Source organism: Micromonospora sp. KC721 (genome assembly GCF_004348355.1).
Taxonomy (GTDB): Bacteria; Actinomycetota; Actinomycetes; order Mycobacteriales; family Micromonosporaceae; genus Micromonospora.
Genome location: NZ_SMJY01000118.1, coordinates 1 through 19,607 on the forward strand (window position 1 = coordinate 1; position 19,607 = coordinate 19,607).

The window sequence follows — 19,607 nt, forward strand, 5'->3', positions numbered from 1 at the left end:
GCGCCCACCGCCCCGCCGGCCAGTCCGGTCACGGCCACGGACGCGACGACCATCGCGACGGTCTGCCGGGGCGTCATGCCCAGTGCCTTGTGAATGCCGAGTTCGCGGACGCGTTCGCGGGTGTCCAGCACGACCATGTTCAGCACGCCCATGCCGGCGACGGCGACCAGCATCAGGGTGAGCAGGGCGGCCAGCGCGTTGAGCAGCACGATGGTTTCGCTGCTGCCGCCGGACTGCCCGGGCTGCGCGGTGAAGCCCGACGACGTCAGCGCGCCGTTGAGCGCGGTGACGTAGCCGGTCACGTCCGCGCCAGCGGCGAGGCGGATGTGAAAGCTGGCGGCGATCAGGGTCGGCTTCGTGGCGGCGAACGTCGCGGCATCGGTGAACACCAGCATGTCGTTGGTGGGATGGAAGACCTCACCGACGATGCGCACCGGTACCGCCTCACCGTGGTCGGCCAGCACGACGGTGTCACCGATCCGGGTTCCGGTGGCGGTCAGGAAGTTGGTCGCCACCGCGGCTTCTCCCGGCCTCGTGAACCACCTGCCGGAGACCATCTCGTAGCCACCCCAGGACGCCTCACCGGTGAACGCGTAGAGACGGGCGGATCCGGCCGTTCCGGCGACCGCGACCTCCGTGGTGGCGACGCTGTAGTACTTCTCCGTCCCGGACTGCGCGGTGATCGCTGAGGTGATCCTGGTGGTTTCGTCCGCGCTCAACGGCCTCGGCACGTCGGGGACGGGGTTCGGTCCGCGTGGTGGACCGAGGGTCTCGATGACCACGTCGGCGGCGGCGTGGTCCTTGGCGATCTGCACCCGGTTCAGCGAGGAGGCCACGCCGACGGCGAAGGTGACCGTGGCGGTGCCGAACACGACCGCCGCGAACATCGCGGCCGCGCGGGCCGGACGGGCGAAGGGGCGGGCCAGTCCGAGCGTCATCGGACGTGGCAGCGGAAGCCGGGCGGTCTGCCGGGCCGCCCACCGCCCACGGCCAGGGCGAGGCGTACGCCCGACGGCGATCGCGTCGACGGTGCGAAGCCGGCCGGCCCGCAGCGAGGCGGCCCACGCGGTCAGCGTCACCATGCCGAACGCGCCGCCGACCACGACGGCGTCGACCCACCAGGCGACGCCTGCGGTGCTCGTGTCGTAGAGCTGGTCGGCATCGGCCAGTACCGGGATGGCCAGGAGGTTCCCGGCCACGACTCCACCCGCGATGCCGAACGCCGCCGGGATCAGCGCCTGGGCCACGTACGCCCGCACGACCTGCGCGGGAGTGAACCCGATGGCCTTGAGGATGCCGATGCGTCGCGTCCCGGTGCCGACCGCGCCGGCGACCACATTGCCGACGACGAGCACCGACATGACCATGCCCAGTGCCCCGAACGCGACCAGGAATGGCAGGAACAACGCGGTGTTGCGCTCGGTGGCCTCCTTGACGGTCAGCCACGACTGCGTCCCGGCCAGCGCCTCCGCTCCGACCACAGCGGTCACCGCCGCACGGCCCCGGTCGAGCTGGGCTGCGGTACGCGCGTCGGCGAAGCGGTAGAGCATCTGATACCCGCGGGTCGCGCCGGGCGCGGTCAGGGCGGCGACGTCGGACGGCGACACCCAGGCGTCGGCGGTGCGGGTGACCGACCGGGCCACGCCGACCACCGTCAGTGCCGGCTGATTCGGCAGGTCGGCAAAGCGCAGGACGGTGCCCAGCGGCGATGGCCCGATCGGGTAGTCCGCGGAGACCACGATCTGGCCGGGACCGGTCACCCACCGTCCCTGGCTCAACAGGAGTGCGTCGACCGTTCCGCTCGGGGCGGCACGGCCGACGAGCGTCATCGGTGCCAGCTCCCGGTCGACGGCCGTATCCCGGGGCGTGCCGGACACGGTCGGAAACGGACCGGTGACCGCGGTGACACCCGCAACGCGGGCAGTGGCCGACAGCCGCTCGGCCGTGGTCTCGGCGCCGTCGAACTGTGCGGTGAGGTGCGCGCCGTGCTGCTCGGCGAACGCGCGGTCGAACGGCGCGCTGGAGGCGACCACCAGCGATCCGCCGAGCACCGAGGCGGTCACCGCGATCATCGTGGCCAGCCCGACGACCACCGTCTGGACCCGCCGGCGCGTCACCCCCGATCGCACCACACGACCCGTCGCGCTCATCGGGTCCGTCCCGCCGCGACGTCCCGGGTGACGTCGGCGACGACCCGGCCGTCCACGAGCCGGATCGTCCGGGTCGCGCAGGACTGCGCCAGGGCCAGGTCGTGGGTGACCAGGACGATGGTCTGGCCGTCGGCGTGCAGCTCGTTGAACAGCCGCTTGACGTCGTCACCGGAGGCGGTGTCCAGCGCTCCGGTCGGTTCGTCGGCCAGCAGCAGCGTCGGCTTGTTCATCAGCGCTCTGGCCACCGCGACGCGTTGCCGCTCACCGCCGGAGAGCCGGCCTGGATAGGCGGCGGCGTGCCGGGCGACCCCGAGCGCCTCGAGCAACTGCTGGGCGCGGTGGTGGGCGGCGCCGGACGCCGTGCCGGACAGTTGCGCGGGCAGGACGACGTTGTCGACGACGGTCAGGTCGTCGAGGAGGTTGAAGAACTGGAAGACCATGCCGATCGTGTCGCGCCGGTAGCGGGCGGAGCCCGCTTCGTTGAGCCTGTCGACGCGTACGCCGTCCACGGTCACCGTGCCGCTGCTCGGTCGATCCAGCCCGGCGATCAGGTTGAGCAGCGTGGACTTGCCGCTCCCGGAGGGCCCGAGGATGGCGACCGCCTCGCCGGGCGCGATGCTCAGTGTCGTGTCGTGCAGCGCGGGTGGCCCGTCGTCGTACCGTCGTGTCACGTTGCGCAACTCGATCACCGGCGTGGTCATGGTCGTCTCCCTCGGCTCGCTGGTCGGCGGTGATCGACGCTAGGCGCGCAGACAATCTGGACACATCGGTCCGGCGAGCGATCTTCAGCGGCGTCGCGGGATGAGGTGGACGCAAGTCATCCTTGCGGCGTAGGCGGCCGAGCCGAGCCCGGTGGATCTTTGGGCCGATGCCGCCGGCCGCCAGGCAGGGCCAGAATGGGCCCGGTGACGAACGTGGCGACGATGACCCGCCAGCTGCGGGCATGGAGCAGCCAGTTGCGGCGACCATCCGGTCCGTTGCCCCGACCGTCCCCGCGCAGCCGGGCGTTCGACGCGCTCCTCGCGCTGGGCATCAGCCTCGTCGCGATCCACGGAGGCTACGGCGTGTATCCCAGGCCCGCCGTCGAATCCGACAGCCGGGAGGCGCCCCCATTCCCGCTGGAACCACCGGACCGGCTCGGGATGGATATTCCGGCGCTGGCGCAACACCGGATCGCCTGGGTGATCGTGATGCTCGCCATCGCCGCCCCGCTGGTGGCCCGCCGCCGGTATCCGCTGGCGATGCTGTGGGTCGTCATGTGCACGGCCGCCGTGATCTCCCTGCTGACCAACGACCGTGCCACGCTGAGGTTCTCGTTCTACGTCTGCGTCATCGCCGCGTACAGCGCCGCGATCTACAGTCCGCACCGGCTGTACGCACTGGTCAGCCAATCGGTGGCGGCGCTGTTGTTCAGTCAACTCCTCCCGTCGACCCTGCGGTCCACCGTCTCGAACGAGGCGGTTCCGTTCGTGGTGCTGATTCCGATCGCCATCGCCGCCGACGGGCTGCGCAGGTGGCGACGGCGTGCCGACGAGGAACGCGCACGGACCGCCGCACTGGAACGCGAACGGGACGAGGCGGAACGCCGCGCGGTCGAGCAGGAACGCGCCCGCATCGCCCGAGAGCTCCACGACGTCGTCACGCACAACGTCAGCATGATGGTCATCCAGGCCGGCGCGGCCCGCACCGTCATGGCAGTCGACCCGGAGGAGGCCCGCCAGGCTCTGCTCGCGGTCGAGGCCGGTGGCCGGGCGGCGATGTCCGAACTGCGCCACGTCATGGGACTGCTGACGATGAACTCCCCCGGCCCCGACCCGGCCGGCGCTGCGGACCTCACGCCCCAACCCGGCCTGGACCGGCTGGACGCCCTGGTCGCGGGCGTACGAGCCAGCGGAGTACCGGTCGAGCTGACCGTGGTCGGGCAATGCCGCCCCGTGTCGGCCGGGGTCGAACTCGCGGCCTACCGGGTGGTGCAGGAAGCGCTGACCAACACCATCAAACACGCCGGCGGCGCGTCAGCCACCGTCGTCGTCGAGTACGCCCCCGATCACCTCCGGGTGGAGGTGACCAATACCGGCGGCACGCCGCGCGCGTCGGCCACGACCGGCAGCGGACGCGGGCTGATCGGACTGCGGGAACGGCTCACCGTCTACGGTGGAACCCTACACGCCGGGCCCCGCCCGATCGGCGGCTACCGCGTCCACGCACACATCCCCCTGGAGGCTTCGTGACCCCGCCGGTGCGTGTCGTGATCGCCGATGATCAGGCGTTGGTCCGCGCCGGCTTCCGGATGATCCTCAAGGGTGACGGCATCGACGTGGTCGCCGAGGCCGCCAACGGCGTCGAGGCGGTCGACGCCGTGCGCCGCACCCGACCCGACGTGGTCCTCATGGACGTCAGGATGCCCGAACTGGACGGCTTGGAGGCCACCCGGCGCATCCTCACCGGCGCCACGGACGACCCGCGCGTCATCATGTTGACCACCTTCGACCTCGACCAGTACGTCTACGCGGCACTGACCGCCGGCGCCAGCGGCTTCCTGCTCAAGGACGTCAGCCCCGAACACCTGGTCGCCGCGGTCCGGCTGGTCCGCACCGGCGACGCGCTCCTCGCCCCGGCGATCACCCGCCGCCTCGTCGAGCGGTTCGCCCGCCGTGACACCGACACTCCCGCGATCCCCCACGACCTGAGCGTGCTGACGGCACGCGAAGTCCAGGTCCTGCGCCTGCTGGCCGAAGGTTTGAACAACGCCGAACTCGCTGACCGCCTCACCGTCTCCGAGGCGACCGTCAAGACCCACGTCGCCCACATCCTCGCCAAACTCGGACTCCGCGACCGCGTCCAGGCGATCGTCGTCGCCTTCCAGACCAGACTCGTCACCCCGACGACGCCGCAGTAGCCGACCCGACGACCGCTTCACGCGCCGCGGGCGGAGTCCAGCTCCTCGACCGAGGCGAGCACGTCGGCGAGCAGGACACGTTGGTCGTCGTCCAGCGCGGTGGCGCGTACCCGGGTCAGCAGTTCCTCGACGCGGGCGAGGTCGCCGAGCCGCATGGCGAGTTCGGCACGGTAGACGAGCGCCTGCACCACGTCCGTGACGTCGGGCTCATCGTCGGCGCGGGCCAGGGCACCGTCGAGGATCTTCGCCGCCTGGGCGGCGTCCCCTTTGGAGTCGCCGAGAACGATCGCGTTCTCCAGGGTACGAGCCAGCCGGCTGGCGGGAGCGGCAGCCTCCTCGACGTCACGGTCGTCGGTTTCGTCCGCGGTGGCTGCCTGGAAGATCCGGATCCAGTTGCCGCCCGGGTCGACAACGCTGAACCCGCTGGCCTGGCCGGTGTTCTTCCGCTTTCGGGGTCGGGTGACCCGGGGGATCCCGCCGAGCAGGACCTTTCCGTGCCTCGCCCGCATCTCGTCGGCGAAGGACCGGTAGAGGGCGCTGACGTCCGGGACGAACACCAGACAGCTGCCGTAGGACCGTTCCGGGTCGAGGTCGGGCACACCAAAGAAGTGGAGTTGCAGGTCTTCCCGCTGGACGCAGAGGTAGTGGTTGGGTCGCTCCTGGCGGTGGGTCACGGTGAAGCCGAGCATCGTGTAGAAGTCGCCGACGTCGTCGATGGAACGGCAGGGCAACAGCGGGATGGTCACCTCATTGGCCATGGTTGGTCCTCTCGTCAGGGGCGGGCGGGTCGGTGTAGAGGAGGTCCGCGTCGAGGTACTGCCCGAGGCGACGCAGGGTCGCGGTGGCCGCCTGCAACTCGGCGAGGGTCATCTCCTCGGCGAGCCGGTTCGCCCACCGGGCCTGCCGGCGTTCGACGACGCGCAGAGCCTGCCGCCCCCGAGGGGTCAGGGACATCAGCTTCGTACGCCGATCACCCGGATGCTCCTGGAAGGCGACGAAGCCCTCCCGGCCGAGGGCGTCCGCGGTCTGCTGGACGCTCTGCCGGGTCAGTCCCATGGCGCGGGCGACCTGCGCCACCGTCCGGGGCTCGTCGTCGATCACTCCGAGGACCTGCCATCTCGCGCTGGTCAGACCTACCGGTCGGGCCAGTTCGTCACCGGCGGCCAGCAGTCGACCGTTGAGCCGAAACACCTCGACGACCAGCTCGGAGAGGTCGAGGCCCGCTTGGCTGAGCTCTTCCACGGGAAGAGAGGCTGGCAGATTTGACAGGCACCTGTCAAATCTGCCAGCCGTCGAAACGCTCGACCTCGGTCTGACGTCGCGGTCAGCTCCCCGGATACCAGATGTTCGGTCGGGGCGGCGGGGCCATGGTGTAGCCGAGGAAGTAGTCGACGTGGTGGGACTGCATGTAGCCCTTGAGGGTCATGGCGTTGCGGTACGCCGGATTGTGCGCCAGCGTGTAGAGCCGGGTGCTGCTCGGCTGGTTGGTGGTGAAGATGATCAGCTGGTTGTAGCTGGCGTTGGTGTAGACGACTTCTTCACGCCAGTCGCCCAGAATGTCGCCGTAGAAGGTCGGGTTGACCTCCTGGCTGGCGTTGACGGCGCCGTAGCTGCTGGCCGTCAGCAGCCGGGGCACGTTGCTGGTGGAGGTGGGGCGGTTCGGATCCCACTTCTCGAACTTGAGATTGTTCAGCAGTTCCATGCCGGTGTCGCCGTCCCAGTACAGACCGAGCTGAGGCCACGGCCGCAGCGAGGTGTTCGGCTCGGCCAACCGGTTGCTGGCGGCGTTGTAGAGCCCGGAGAACGACCACACCTCCATACCGGCATGGCGCGGGTCGATGTCGCCCGCCAGGCCGCGCCCCACATCGGCGGTACCGGCCTCGACGTGCTGCCAGATCATGTTGCCGGTGGCCGCGTCGTAGTAGTACTCCCGCAGGCCGCTCGGGTTGTCCTGCTGCACGCCGTAGCCCTGCAGCCCTGCCCGATTGGGATCGATCTTGGTGATGTGGAACCGGTCGCCGTGCACGATGCCCCGGGGCGCCAGGGAGTAGCGCAGCGTGCCGTTGCCGTTGAGCACGAAGCCGATCTCGGCGATCTCGTCTGTGCCGTTGCCGTCGACGTCGACGATGCGGGTGTTGTGCCCGTCGGGCAGGTTCTGGTTGCCGCGCAGGAACTTCCACTGCATGCTCACGGCGCTGCCGGTGAACCGCCAGGCGGTGAACATGAGGTTGAAGCCCCCGCTGCCGATCCGGTTCTTCATGAAGGCGACCAGGCTCGGGGTGGCGCCGTCCAGGTAGCCCACGCCGAAGCGGGCGTACATCGGGCCGTCGGACAGGTAGTCGGTGGGCAGGGCCGCCGTGGCGCGGGGCGCCCCGGTCATGCCGTCGAGGATGGCGATGAACTGCCGGTTGTTGTCCGAGTGGGTGAAGGTGGTGCCGTTACCGAAGACAACCCCGTTGGCGATCCGCACGGCGACCTCCGCGCGGCCGTCGCTATCCAGGTCGTAGACGGTGACGCCGTCGTTGTGACCGACGTTTATGGTGGATGACCCGCCCTCGATGTTGTTCTGGTTGGTGCTGTTGGGCCCCATGTTCATCGACCACAGGAACTGGCCGTTGCTGCGGTACGCCTCGATCCGTTGCGGGGACGTCTGCCGGTCCAGCACGTAGTCGTACTCGCCGTCGCCGTCCAGATCACCGACCCAGAGGAACTTGACCATGCCACCGGAGCGGATCGGCACCCGGACCACCGGCTCGGTGGCCTGGTTGGCGGGCAGCGTGAACGCGCCACCGGATGCCTGCTCCACGCCGTTGACCACCGGCCGGACCCGGTAGGTGTTCGGCTGCGTCAGGTTGGCCGTGGTGTCGGCGTAGTTGGTCCCTCCGGTCAGCACCGAGGAATTGAGCTTCACCTCGGTGCCGCCCCCGGCCGAGCGGTAGACGTTGAAGCCGATGCCGGCCGGGTCCAGGCCCAGCAGCCGCCACGAGACCAACACACTGTTGCTGCCGGAGCGGACGGCCACCACCCCGCGGCCCAGGCTCTCCATCCGCCGGCCGCCGGTCGGCGGGTTCGTGGCCGTCGGCGTTGGGATGGGCCCACCGGCCACATCGACGTCGAGGTAGTCGATGTTCGCCAGGCCGGAGGCGGTGGTCGCGGCCAGCCGGACGGTGTTGCTGCCCGCGTTCAGCGGCACGGTGAACGTCTGGGTCGCCCACGCGTTCCAGGCGCCGGTGCCGCCGAAGGCCGCCGCGGGACGCACCACGGTGCCGTTCACGCTGATGTCACCCGGCCGGTCGGCCGTCGATCCGTTGGCGTACCGGATGCCCAGCGTGGCGGTGCCGGCGCCGGGCGCGCTGACGGTGAACTGGACTGCGGCCCCGGTGGCGTTCGGCGTATCGCAGAAGCCGGCGCCGGAGTAACCCGAGTGATTGGTGGCGACAGTCCCGTCACAGGTGGCCGGGGCGGACTCCGCCTCGTACCGGGTCGGTGCGGCCTGCGCGTTGAGGGCGAACACCGCCCCGACGCCGGTCAGGACGGTCACGAGACCGGCAACTATGGACACCCTCGTCGGTCGCTTCATGAAGGCTCCTCCTCGCTGCTCGAAGGGCAGATCACTCGACTTCGGATGCGGTCACCTTCCAGGCCAGGCTGCGTGGGTCTCGCGCATGCCCGTCGCGGGCGAGTGGGACATGAGCACTCCACCCACTAGCGAGGACGCCGGACGGCACCGGAACTGGGGCTTTAAACGTTTACTACGCCTCAGCAGGAAACCATCCAGTTTCAACCATGTCAATGCATCGCAGTCCTCGCTGCCTGCTGCAAACTGGTTGCCGATGGCGCGGAATGATAGGTCTCGCCTTCCAGCAGGGGGTGTAAGCGTTTTAATCGCATGTCCCGCGCCCCGTTGCTCCACCGCCCGGGAACCTGGCTGTCACCCTTCACCGGCCGAACCGAGGTGGCGTCGGCGTCGCACGCCGTGCCGCGAGAGCCGCCAGCCCCGCCTCACGCACCCGGGTCGTAGTCCGAAGCAGGCACCGGACCGACCGGCACCCCACCGCGCTGCGTGCCCAGCGCGACCAGACTCACCGGCCCCAGTCGCGAACTCTGCCGTGCGGTCACGGCGAGGGCCAGCGTGTTGGCGCCGTGGTGGCGCAGCAGACCGGCCGGCAGAACGAAGTCCCGCTGGGGACCCATGCCGCCGCCGTACAGGCCGAGGTTCCAGCCGTTGAGGAACAGCATCACCCGGTGACCGATGGGTGGCGCGTCGGCGAACCGCAGGGCCACCGATGTGTCCTGACCGCTGGGCAGGTCCAGTCGGAAGGTCGTCCGGTACCAGGTGACACCGGGCGCCACCACTCTGCCGGCCAGCGACCTGACCCGGCGCCAGGAGCCGTCCGGATAGCCGGGCAGGCTCCAGCCGTACCGCTCGCCGTGCAGACCGCCGTTGTTGAGCGGCCCCCTGGCACGGTCGGACAGTTCCTCGCCGCCACGCGCGCCCTGGATCCGCCACGACAGGGCGGCGGTGGAGCCGATGAGCTCTGCTCCGACCAGGCCGCGTGGCTGGCGCATCCGGTTGTCGTCGGCCGTCCAGTCGTCATTGTGCCCCATGTTCTCGACCAGGACGGACAAGACGGCCGGCTCTCCGGGCGTGAGCACGCCGTCGGGGATCGGGAACGTGCCGGGACCGGGGTTCGGGTTGATCGGTTCGGCGTCCGCCTCCACGCCGCCCGCGGCGGCGCCGAGGTATCGTCCGTTGAGCCAGACCAGATAGCTGCCACGGCGTCCGGTGATGGCGTTGAGCCTGACCGCGGTCTCCGCACCGGTGGCGGTGAACCGGCTGCGGTACCAGACGTTGCCGTAGTGGTAGCCGTACTCGTCGGCGTACAGCACGGGCAGGGTGATCGGCGGGTAGGGGCTGAGCGAGGTGGTCCGGTCGGCCACCAGCCAGCGGGAGTCGTCGAAGCGGGGGTCCGCCTCGGGCGCCTCGGCGTGGGTACGCCAGCCGGTCAGGCCAGGGAGCCGGACCTGCTGCGGGCCGGGCAGCCGACCAACGAGCGAGCCGCTCGACGTCGTGCGCACGGTGACCGGACGCCCGTTGACCGAGAGCCTGCGCGCCGACGCGAAGACCTCGATCGTCGCGGCCGCGTCGGTGTCCGCCCGCAACTGGGTGGTGTCGTCGGTGACGGCGGCGGACCGCACCAGGGACGTGCCGCGCACCAGCACCGGTCCGACGTTCGTCTCCACCCGCCAGAACGGCGCCACGGTCGCGTGCGTGCCGAGCAGCAGCAGCGCCGGACGCCGACCACCGTCGGTGACCAGTACGCGGGCCAGCCCGTCGTGCCGGTAGTCCAGCCGCAGATCCCCGCTCGTCGGGTCGTACGACGACGCGACGGCGCCCTCGATGACCCGGACCTCAGGTCGCGTGGGGTACCGGAGCACGGCCGAACCGGCGGTGGACCTGGTCCCGTACAGCACGGCCACGTCCCGGCCGTCGATCGCGGCGTGCGTCATGATCTCGGACGTGGACCACACGAGCCGCTGGCCGCCGAGGTCGTAACCGGCGACCAGGATCGCGGCGTCCCGGCCCACCACCCGCACCGGCACCCGGTACCGGCCGTCCGGCGTGCTCCAGTCCAGCACGCCGGAGTCGTCGCTGGTGGCGGTGCGGTCGCGGTGGCGCAGCAGGACGAACTGCGTGCCGGTGTCCGGGTTGGTCCGGGCCGCGGCCAGCAGCGCCGGATTGTCGACCGTGGGCGCCGCGGCCGGGTTCGTCCTGGTCAGTGGCGCCACCGTGGTGAGCAGGTAACCCTGCCGCTTGAACTCGTCGTACTTGGCGGTGAGCTGGCGGCCCTCGGTTATGGCGGCGCCGTAGTCGTACGAGGTGTAGACGTCGTCGGGCTGCGCCAACCAGCCCCAGTTCGTGCCGCCGTACGTCATGTAGTACGAGAACAGCGTGGCCCCGCCGGTGATCGCGTTGTTCTTGTACAGCAGGCGCATGAACTCCGGCCCGGTCAGCTCGCGGCACCGCTCGTAGCCGGCGTCGGTCACGTCGATCGAGCCGGCCTGGTACTCCGCGGCGTAGATCGGCGCGTCGTCCCGGATCCGTCTCGTGACGCCCTCGCCCCACGAGCCCCCGATGGCGTCGCCGTCCGTGCAGTCGAACGACTGCGGGTAGTCGTCCATGCCGGGGATCTGCACCGCCCCGACGCCGGAGTGCCAGGTCGACGCCCGGTCATCGGCACCGCAGCAGATGTTCGTCACCACCGGCACGTCGATGCCGTCGGCCCGCGCCTTGTCCTGCACCGCCTGCATGTACGCGGCGTCGGTGTTGACCTGGTACTCGTTCTCCACGTTGTACAGCAGCACCGGGCCGCCCCGCGTGACCTGGTGCCGCGCGATGATCGGATTGAGGTGATCGAGCCACTCGGTGTAGGCGGCGGTGTAACCGGGCGCGCTGGTGCGGGCCCGGCCGGGGACGAGCTTCAACCAGGCCGGAAAGCCGCCGCCGGTGGTCTCGGCATTGATGTACGGCCCGGGACGCGCGATGGCCCACAGTCCGAGTTCGTTGACGGTGTGCAGCAGGCGGTCCACGTCGCGGACGCCGGTGAAGTCGTACCCGCCGGGCTTCGGTGAGTGGTACGCCCAGTGGAAGTAGAGCGACACGGTGTTGAACCCGGCGGACCTGATCTTCTCCAGCACGTCCCGCCACAGGTCGGGGCTGGGCAGCCGGAAGTAGTGCAGCTCGGCCGACTGCACGAGGATGCGGCGGCCGTCGAGCAGCAGCGAGTGCCGGTCGTACGTCACCGCGTGCCGGCCGCCGACGGTTGCCTCCGCGCCCTCGGATCCGGTACGCGTCGTTTCCCCGCCGTCGACGGCCGGCGTGCCCGCCCCCCGGTTCGGTGTCATCCCTGTCCACTCCTGTTACGGAGAACGCGCCACCCGGCGGTGGCGTCCGTGATTCAGCCGGCCGTGCAGGACACCGACGCCGGGATGCTGTTGGTGCCGTTCCACGACCCGAGGAAGCCGAAGGTGGTGCTGACGCCGGCCGCGAGGCTGCCGTTGTAGCTGACGTTGCGGGCGGTCACCGTGGCGCCGCTGGAGGACAGGGTCGCGTTCCACGCCTGGGTCACCTGCTGCCCGTTCGCGAAGCTCCAGGTCACGGTCCAGCCGCGGACCGCCGAGTTCCCGGCGGTGACCCGGACCTCACCCTGGAAGCCTCCCTGCCACTGGCCGACCACGGCGTACGTCGCGGTGCAGCCGCCGTGGGGAACCGGAGGCGTCGTGCGCGGCGGCGAGGGCGAGGTGTCCGGCGTCGACGGCGTGGCGCCCGGAGTGGTGGGCGGGGTGGTGACCTCGCCCAACACCCGGCTCAGCGGACCGAACCACTTCTGGGCGATCTTCTGGTTGCCGGAGTTGTTGGGGTGTACGCCGTCGCCGGTGTCGGTGGCGGTGTTGAAGCCGCTCCACTGGTCGACCACGGTGATCGGCGACTGTGCCGTGCTCTTCGAACTGGCCCAGGCGGGAATGGCGGCGTTGAAGGCGACCGTCCGCTGACCGCACTGCGGGCAACTGCTCGGATTCATCGGGATGATCTGGGCGACCAGGATCTTCATGGCGGGGTTGCTGGCCCGCATCTGGTCCACCAGGGTGCTGAAGGCGGCGAGGATGGTCGCCGGTGCGATGTTGCTCCACACGTCGTTCGTGCCGAGGTGCATGATCACGACGTCCGGGCGGGTCGCGGAGAGCCAGCCGGGCAGCAGGTTCTGGTTGGCGATGTTGGTGGCGAGATAGCCGCCGTGCCCTTCGTTGTCGCCGTCGTGCGCGACGCCGCAGCCCTGCGGCGGGAGCGTGCCGACGAAGTCGATGTCCGTGTGGCCGGCGCTGCGCAACTGGTTCCACAGCAGGGCACGCCAGCAGCCGGGAGAGCCGGTGATGGAGTCACCGAGCGGCATGATGCGCACCGGTTGGGCGGCCTCGGCCGGTCGGACCGCGAAGAAGGTGGCCGCCATCAGCAGCGCGGCGAGGAGCGCGTAGAGGGGGGATCTGCGACGCATGAGGGACTCCTGAGGGCGGGGAATCGACCGACCTGAGCTGCCGGGCCATGGGCGCTCGGTCGCGTACGCCCATGGCGGGGTTCAGCCCTTGATGAGGGTTGGCACGGTTGTCGAGTCAGGACACAAGGGCATCGGCATCGCCCTCACACGCCGCGAACCTGAACGACGTCCTGGTCGGGCGCGGCGTCGACGGTCAGGTGGCCGGCCATCTCGACGCGCCACGGCACTGCCGGGCCGTCGCGACGCACCTCGACAGCACCGTCTCTCGGCGTCACCGTGAAGCTGGTCGCCACCGCGCCGTCCAGGGCCGGCACGTCCACCCGTAGCGGCGCCGAGACCTCGTACAGGCGCAGCGTCACGCCGTCGTGATACGCGTAGTCCGGGCGGTCCTCGCGGGCGCCCCACGGCAGCGCGGTGCCCGGCCGCACGTACACCGGCACGGTGTCGAAGCCACACGCCTCGGTTACCCAGCGCGGCCCTTCGACGACCTCCCCGGTCAGCAGATGCGTCCACCGCCCGGCCGGCAGGTAGTACGAGGTGCGGCCGGACGCCGAGAACACCGGTGACACCAGGAGACTGTCGCCCAGCATGTACTGCCGGTCGAGGTACCCGCAGGCCGGATCGTCGGGGAACTCGGCCACCATCGGCCGCATCACCGGCACGCCCTCACCGTGGGCGGTGACGGCCGCCCCGAACAGGTACGGCATCAGTCGCGCCTTCAGCTTGGTGAAGGCGCGTAGCACCACGACCGCTTCCTCGTCGAACTCCCAGGGCACCCGGTAGCTGTGGTTGCCGTGCAGCCGGCTGTGCGAGCACAGCAGTCCGAACGGGATCCACCGCTTGAACACCGCCGGGTCCGGCTTGCCCTCGAAGCCGCCGATGTCGTGGCTCCAGAACCCGAAACCCGACATCGCCAGCGACAGTCCGCCGCGCAGACTCTCCGCCATCGACTCGAACGTGGACTCGCAGTCTCCACCCCAGTGCACCGGGTATTGCTGGCCGCCGACGGTCGCGGAGCGCGCGTACAGGACCGCCTCACCCTCGCCGCGGTGCTCCCGCAGCAACTCGAACACGGTCTGGTTGTACAGGTGGGTGTAGTAGTTGTGCATCCGCTCCGGGTCGGACCCGTCGTGCCACACCACGTCGGTGGGGATGCGCTCACCGAAGTCGGACTTGAAGCAGTCGACGCCCATCTCCAGCAGCACCCGCAGCTTCCCGGCGTACCAGGCGCGGGCCTGCGGGTTGGTGAAGTCGACCAGCGCCATGCCGGCCTGCCAGTGGTCGCTCTGCCACACCCCGCCGCTCGCCGCACGCACCAGGAAGCCCGCGGCGGCTCCCTCGGCGAACAACACGGACCGCTGCGCGATGTACGGGTTGATCCAGAGGCTGATCCGAAGCCCGCGCTCTGTCAGCCGCTTCAGCATGCCGGGCGGGTCGGGAAAGGTGCGCCGGTCCCACTCGAAGTCGCACCAGTGGAACTCGCGCATCCAGAACGTGTCGAAGTGGAACACCGATAGCGGGATGTCCCGCTCGGCCATGCCGTCGACGAAGCTCGTCACCGTGTCCTCGTCGTAGGACGTGGTGAACGAGGTGGTCAGCCACAGACCGAACGACCACGCCGGCGGCAGCGCGGGCCGCCCGGTCAACGCCGTGTACTTGCGCAGGATCTCCTTCGGCGTGGGGCCGTAGATGAGGAAGTACTCCAACTCCTGCCCGGCGACGCTGAACTGGACCCGCGACACGACCTCGGAGGCCACCTCGAACGAGACCAGCCCGGGATCGTTGACGAACACCCCGTACCCGCCGGTGGTCAGGTAGAACGGCACGTTCTTGTACGCCTGCTCGCTGCTCGTGCCACCGTCGGCATTCCAGATGTCCACCGACTGGCCGTTCCTGACCAACGGGCCGAACCGCTCGCCCAATCCGTACACGGTCTGGCCGACGCCCAGCGCGAGTTGCTCGCGGAGGTAGTGTCCGCCGCCGTCGGTGCCGATGGCCGCCATCGCCTTGGTACCACTTGCGGTCAGCACCTCGCCGTCGGCGAGGAAGTCCATCCGCCACGACTGACCGCGCGCGAAGCGTACCGCCAGTCTTCCGGAGGTGAGCGTCGCTCCCTCGGCGTCGATCTCCGCGACGCCGTCGTGAACGGCCAGTTCGAAGTCCGGTCCCCTGCGCTGACCCCCGCTGAAGTGCGCGATCCGCACCCCGATGACGTCCGGCACCGGGGCGCTGACCCGCACCGTCAACAGTGGCCGGTTCAAGGTGTCGCCCCGGCCTGCGATGTGCGTCGTCGGCGCGTACACCATCAACGCATCGGGCTCGGCTACCACGTCGTGCACCTCGGCAGGGTAGAGCGGGTGTACGCCGTCGCGCATGAACCAGTGACCGTCGGTGAACTTCAACCAAGACTCCTAGAAGTAGCCTGCCGGGCCGGGTGGTACGCCCGGTCCCGCAACTGATTCGGACTGGCTCAGTTGGCGGCGCACGACGCTGTCGGGGCGCTGTTCGTGCCGTTCCACGCTCCGATGAATCCGAACGTCGTGCTGGCGCCGGGAGCGAGGCTGCCGTTGTAGCTGACGTTGCGGGCGGTGACGTTCGATCCGTCGCTGTTGACCGTGGCGCTCCATGCCTGGCTGATCCGCTGCCCGTTGGCGAACGTCCACGTCACGGTCCAGCCGTTGATCGCCGAACTGCCGGCGGTGACCCGTACCGCGCCCTGGAAGCCGCCCGGCCACTGGTTGACGATCGAGTACGTCGCCGTGCAGCCCCGGGTGCCAGCCGTCGGGCTGACAGAGGGGCTCACGGACGGGCTGACCGACGGGCTCGTGGACGGGGTGGTGGGCGTCGGGTTGACGCCGCTGTAGATGGTGGCTTCGCGTGCGGTGGCCTTGAGACCGTTGGCGCCGTTGACGATGCGCTGACCGAAGGTGGTCAGCTGGTTGGGGTCGAAGTTGACGGTCATGTCCAGGATCGGGTCGCTGTTGCCGCTCCACGACCAGGCCAGCCAGCCCAGGCCGCGAGCCTGCGCCTCGGCCAGGATTGCCTGGTCGTCCACCTCGTTCGGATTGAACCGCCAGCCGAACTCGCCGACCACCAGCGGAAGGTTCATCGCGCGAAAGGCGTCGAAGTACGACCGGATGGTCGCGGCCAAGTTGTACACCGAGTACATGTGGATGGAGAACACGAGGTTGCGCCGACTGTCGGCGTTCCAGACGGTCTGCGCGTTGTCCCGCATGGTGTTCGTCCAGTCCTGACCCCAGTTCGGCCCGTCGATCATCAGCAGGTGCTGGAAGCCGTTGCTGCGCATCTTCCGGACGGCCGCGGACGTCGCGGCGGTCCACTGGCCGGGGTCGGTGTTGCCGATCGGCTCGTTGCCGATGTTGATGATGACGTAGCTCTCGTGGCCGATCAGCGCGTCCTTGTGGCCGTTCCAGTAGTCGACGGCCTCGTCCAGGCTGGCGGCGGCGCTCTCCTCGCCGTAGCCGGTGGTGTCGTGCACCTCCAGGACGCAAATGAGCTTGTTCTGCTTGCAGAGCGCGACGACGTTGGCGACGTCGTCGGACGGACCCCACCGCTTGCCGCTGCCGAGCACCACCCGCACGGTGTTGGCGCCGGCGGCCTTGATGTCGGCGAACGAACTGGTCTGGCCGGGAAACCACACGTGCGGGTGGTTGATCCCGCGCATGACGAACGTCTGGCCGTTGGCCTCGACGACGTCGCGCCCGCTGACGTGCAGGCCGACGGCCGCGTCAGCCGGGCGGGTGAAGGTCATGATCGATGCACCGACCGCTAGAGCGGTGACGCCGGCGAGGACGAGTCGTTTCATCATGGCCAAACCTCACGGATAAGCCCCGGAATTGAGGCGACGATGGCAGGCTGCGGCACACCCACGGGCGGTGCCCTGCGCTCGTGGGATTGTGCGGCCCACCGCATCTTGTAACGTTTGCAATTCCGGCTCGTTGAGGAGCGTACGCCGCAGGGGCCGGCGGGCGCAATCGCGTCGATATCCCGTTCAGCGACGCCGGGGCGGGGGCGCGGTGGAGGCGCGGACCCTCAGCGTCGGGCGGAAGTGCACCTCTCGGTGCGTGTGGTCGGGGTGCTCCTCATCGAGCAGCAGTTCGGCGGCGGCGCGGCCGAGCTGGTGCTTCGGCTGGTGCACGGTGGTCAGGGCGGGCGAGAGCCGGGCGGCGAAGTGCAGGTCGTCGTAGCCGACGACGGAGATGTCGTCGGGGACGCGTACGCCTGCCGTGTGCAATCCCTCCAGTACGCCCAGCGCCGCGGTGTCGTTGAGGCAGATGATCGCGGTCAGCGCGGGCCTGGTGGCCAGGATCTGCTCGACCGCCTGGGCGGCGACCGACACCGACGACCGGGGGTGGTCCGACATGCGGATGTCGACGAGCGCGTCGGCCGGGTCCACACCGGCGGCGGCCAGCACCCGCCGGGCGCCCTCTCGGCGGCGGGCAACCGGACCGGGGTCGATCGCGCCCGCGAGAAAGGCGATGCGGCGGTGGCCGAGCGACAGGAGATGTTCGGCCGCGAGTTCACCGCCGACGACGTCGTCGACGGCCACGGCACACAAATCCAGCTGCCGACGGGGATGGTCGATCAGGATCACCGGCGTGCCGCGCCGGCTGACCTGCAACAGTGCCGTCGGGTCTGGGTCGATCGGCGAGATGATGATGCCGCGCACCGCCTGCTCCTGCAGCAGAGCCAGCAGTTGCCTCTCCTTGGCGGATTGGAGATCGGTGCTGCACGCGAGCACCAGGCAGCCGGCTTCGCTGAGGGCGTCCTCGATGCCTCGGTTGAGTTCGGCGTAGAACGGGTTGGCCAGGTCCAGGGTGACGCTGCCGACAATCGGGCTGGGCAACCCTCGTAGCTGCCGGGCCGGTCCGTGCGGCACATAGCCGACGGCGGCCATCGCCTGCTCCACCCGGCGACGGGTCGGCGGCGCGACGATCGAAGGCCGGCTCAGCACGTTGGCAACGGTGGAGACGGACACGCCCGCCGCCTGGGCCACCTCCCGCATGCCGCTGCGACGCAAGCCCTCCCTGTTGGCCAACCTCGTCCTCCCGGAAGTTCGGGTCCACCGTACTTGGCGGCAGTCCCGCACGATTGCAGGACCGGACCACCGAGGACGACTTTCGCGGGATGCCCCGCGCGATCGACGAAACGCGGAGCCGTCCGGTCATCCAAGAATTCGATGCCTGTCGATTGACAGCCATCCGCCCGACCGGGACACTCTGTGATGCAGCTGGGCGCGACCGGGGAGCGCTCGATGTGACCACGGATGCCGCCGGACGGTTGGAGCATGCTTCCTCGTCGGTGATGGCCAGGACATCCATGGACAACCCTCCATCGCTCACAAGATCGCGCCTCGTCGGCCCATTGCCGCCTGTCGACACTCGGGGCAGCCGCGTAGTCGTCGGGCCGCAGGCACATCCCGTCCCTTACCTGAGGTGAACCATGAGAAGAAAGATCGCGACCCTGGGCGCTGTGGCGCTCACCATGCTCGCCTCCGTGATGCTCTTCGCCAAACCTGCCGAAGCCGCGGTCGGGCTGCGGGTCGACGCGGGTCGCATTGTGGAGGCCAACGGCAGCAACTTCGTCATGCGCGGGGTCAGCCACGCGCATGTCTGGTATCCCAGCCAGACCTCGTCGTTCGCCAACATCAAGGCGCTGGGTGCCAACACCGTGCGGGTGGTGCTGGGCAGCGGCCAGCGGTGGGGCCCGAGCAACGACATCCCGAACATCGTGAACCTGTGCCGCACCAACCGGCTGATCTGCGTGCTCGAGGTCCATGACACCACCGGTTACGGCGACCAGAGCGGCGCGGCCACCCTCGACCAGGCGGCCAGCTACTGGATCGACAAGCGCAGCGACCTCGCCGGAACCGAGAACTTCATCGTCATCAACATCGGCAACGAGCCGTTCGGCAACAACGCCAGCGCAGCCGCGACCTGGCCCACCGCCACGTCCAACGCCATCCGCCGGCTGCGCGACGCCGGCTTCGAGCACATGCTCATGGTGGACGCCCCGATGTGGGGTCAGGACTGGCAGTTCATCATGCGCAACAACGCGCAGACGGTGTTCACCAGCGACCCGCAGCGCAACACCGTCTTCTCCATCCACATGTACGGCGTCTTCGACACCGCCGCGGAGGTCACCGACTACCTGGGCCGGTTCCGCACCGCGGGGCTACCGATCGTGGTCGGCGAGTTCGGGCACGACCACTCCGACGGCAACCCCGACGAAGACACGATCATGTCGTACACCCAGGCCAACGGCATCGGGTACATCGGCTGGTCGTGGAGCGGCAACAGCAGTGACGTCGGCTACCTGGACATGGTCACCAACTTCAACCCGGCTCAGCTCACCTCGTGGGGCCAGCGGTTCTTCAACGGCACCAACGGCGTCCGGCAGACCTCCCGGGAGGCGACCTGGTTCGGCGGCGGCACCCCACCACCGAGCACCCCAGGACCTGTCTCTTATCCACATCTGACGCCG

General features: G+C 69.7%; 13 protein-coding genes. 3 read left to right on the forward strand and 10 right to left on the reverse strand.

The genetic code is table 11. The features are described from left to right. Together E1182_RS19545 and E1182_RS19550 are read right to left on the reverse strand one after the other, a co-directional pair. The coding region (locus E1182_RS19545; protein ID WP_243706311.1) for an FtsX-like permease family protein at positions 1-2,117 on the reverse strand (2,117 nt) is incomplete at its 3' end. Between the two features lie 29 nt (positions 2,118-2,146). Further along, positions 2,147-2,851, reverse strand: a complete 705-nt coding sequence (locus E1182_RS19550) for an ABC transporter ATP-binding protein (protein ID WP_132267346.1) — start codon at positions 2,849-2,851, stop codon at positions 2,147-2,149. 204 nt (positions 2,852-3,055) lie between these two features. Here E1182_RS19550 and E1182_RS19555 point away from each other — a divergent pair, with 204 nt between their 5' ends. Continuing rightward, the gene (locus E1182_RS19555) at positions 3,056-4,381 is read left to right on the forward strand and encodes a sensor histidine kinase (RefSeq protein WP_371687572.1); all 1,326 of its coding nucleotides are present in this window, start codon (positions 3,056-3,058) and stop codon (positions 4,379-4,381) included. Next, positions 4,378-5,049, forward strand: a complete 672-nt coding sequence (locus E1182_RS19560; protein WP_132267351.1) for a response regulator transcription factor — start codon at positions 4,378-4,380, stop codon at positions 5,047-5,049. The genes E1182_RS19555 and E1182_RS19560 overlap by 4 nt, the downstream gene beginning before the upstream one ends. Positions 5,050-5,066: 17 nt before the next feature. On the opposite strand, the gene E1182_RS19565 is transcribed toward E1182_RS19560, so the two are convergent. The 8 genes from E1182_RS19565 to E1182_RS19600 form a co-directional block, all read right to left on the reverse strand. Then, a complete protein-coding gene (locus E1182_RS19565; RefSeq protein ID WP_132267354.1) occupies positions 5,067-5,807 on the reverse strand; it encodes a VOC family protein in 741 nt (246 codons plus the stop codon). Beyond that, positions 5,797-6,291, reverse strand: coding sequence for a MarR family winged helix-turn-helix transcriptional regulator (locus E1182_RS19570; RefSeq protein WP_132267357.1), 495 nt, complete (start codon positions 6,289-6,291; stop codon positions 5,797-5,799). The genes E1182_RS19565 and E1182_RS19570 overlap by 11 nt, the downstream gene beginning before the upstream one ends. A gap of 82 nt (positions 6,292-6,373) precedes the next feature. Further along, the gene (locus E1182_RS19575) at positions 6,374-8,629 is read right to left on the reverse strand and encodes a carbohydrate-binding protein (protein ID WP_132267359.1); all 2,256 of its coding nucleotides are present in this window, start codon (positions 8,627-8,629) and stop codon (positions 6,374-6,376) included. 422 nt (positions 8,630-9,051) lie between these two features. After that, positions 9,052-11,955 (reverse strand): beta-galactosidase, encoded by a 2,904-nt coding sequence (locus E1182_RS19580; RefSeq protein ID WP_132267361.1) that lies wholly within the window; start codon positions 11,953-11,955, stop codon positions 9,052-9,054. A gap of 53 nt (positions 11,956-12,008) precedes the next feature. Beyond that, positions 12,009-13,103, reverse strand: a complete 1,095-nt coding sequence (locus E1182_RS19585; RefSeq protein ID WP_132267363.1) for a cellulose binding domain-containing protein — start codon at positions 13,101-13,103, stop codon at positions 12,009-12,011. 143 nt (positions 13,104-13,246) lie between these two features. Then, positions 13,247-15,505: an alpha-xylosidase gene (yicI, locus tag E1182_RS19590; protein WP_132267365.1), complete on the reverse strand. Its 2,259-nt coding sequence runs from the start codon at positions 15,503-15,505 to the stop codon at positions 13,247-13,249. 68 nt (positions 15,506-15,573) lie between these two features. Then, entirely contained in the window at positions 15,574-16,932 is a 1,359-nt protein-coding gene (locus E1182_RS19595; protein WP_132267367.1) for a cellulase family glycosylhydrolase, read from the reverse strand. Between the two features lie 183 nt (positions 16,933-17,115). Continuing rightward, positions 17,116-18,162, reverse strand: coding sequence for a LacI family DNA-binding transcriptional regulator (locus E1182_RS19600; protein ID WP_132267369.1), 1,047 nt, complete (start codon positions 18,160-18,162; stop codon positions 17,116-17,118). A gap of 404 nt (positions 18,163-18,566) precedes the next feature. Between E1182_RS19600 and E1182_RS19605 the strand changes: the two genes are divergently transcribed. Then, the coding region (locus E1182_RS19605; RefSeq protein WP_132267372.1) for a glycoside hydrolase family 5 protein at positions 18,567-19,607 on the forward strand (1,041 nt) is incomplete at its 3' end.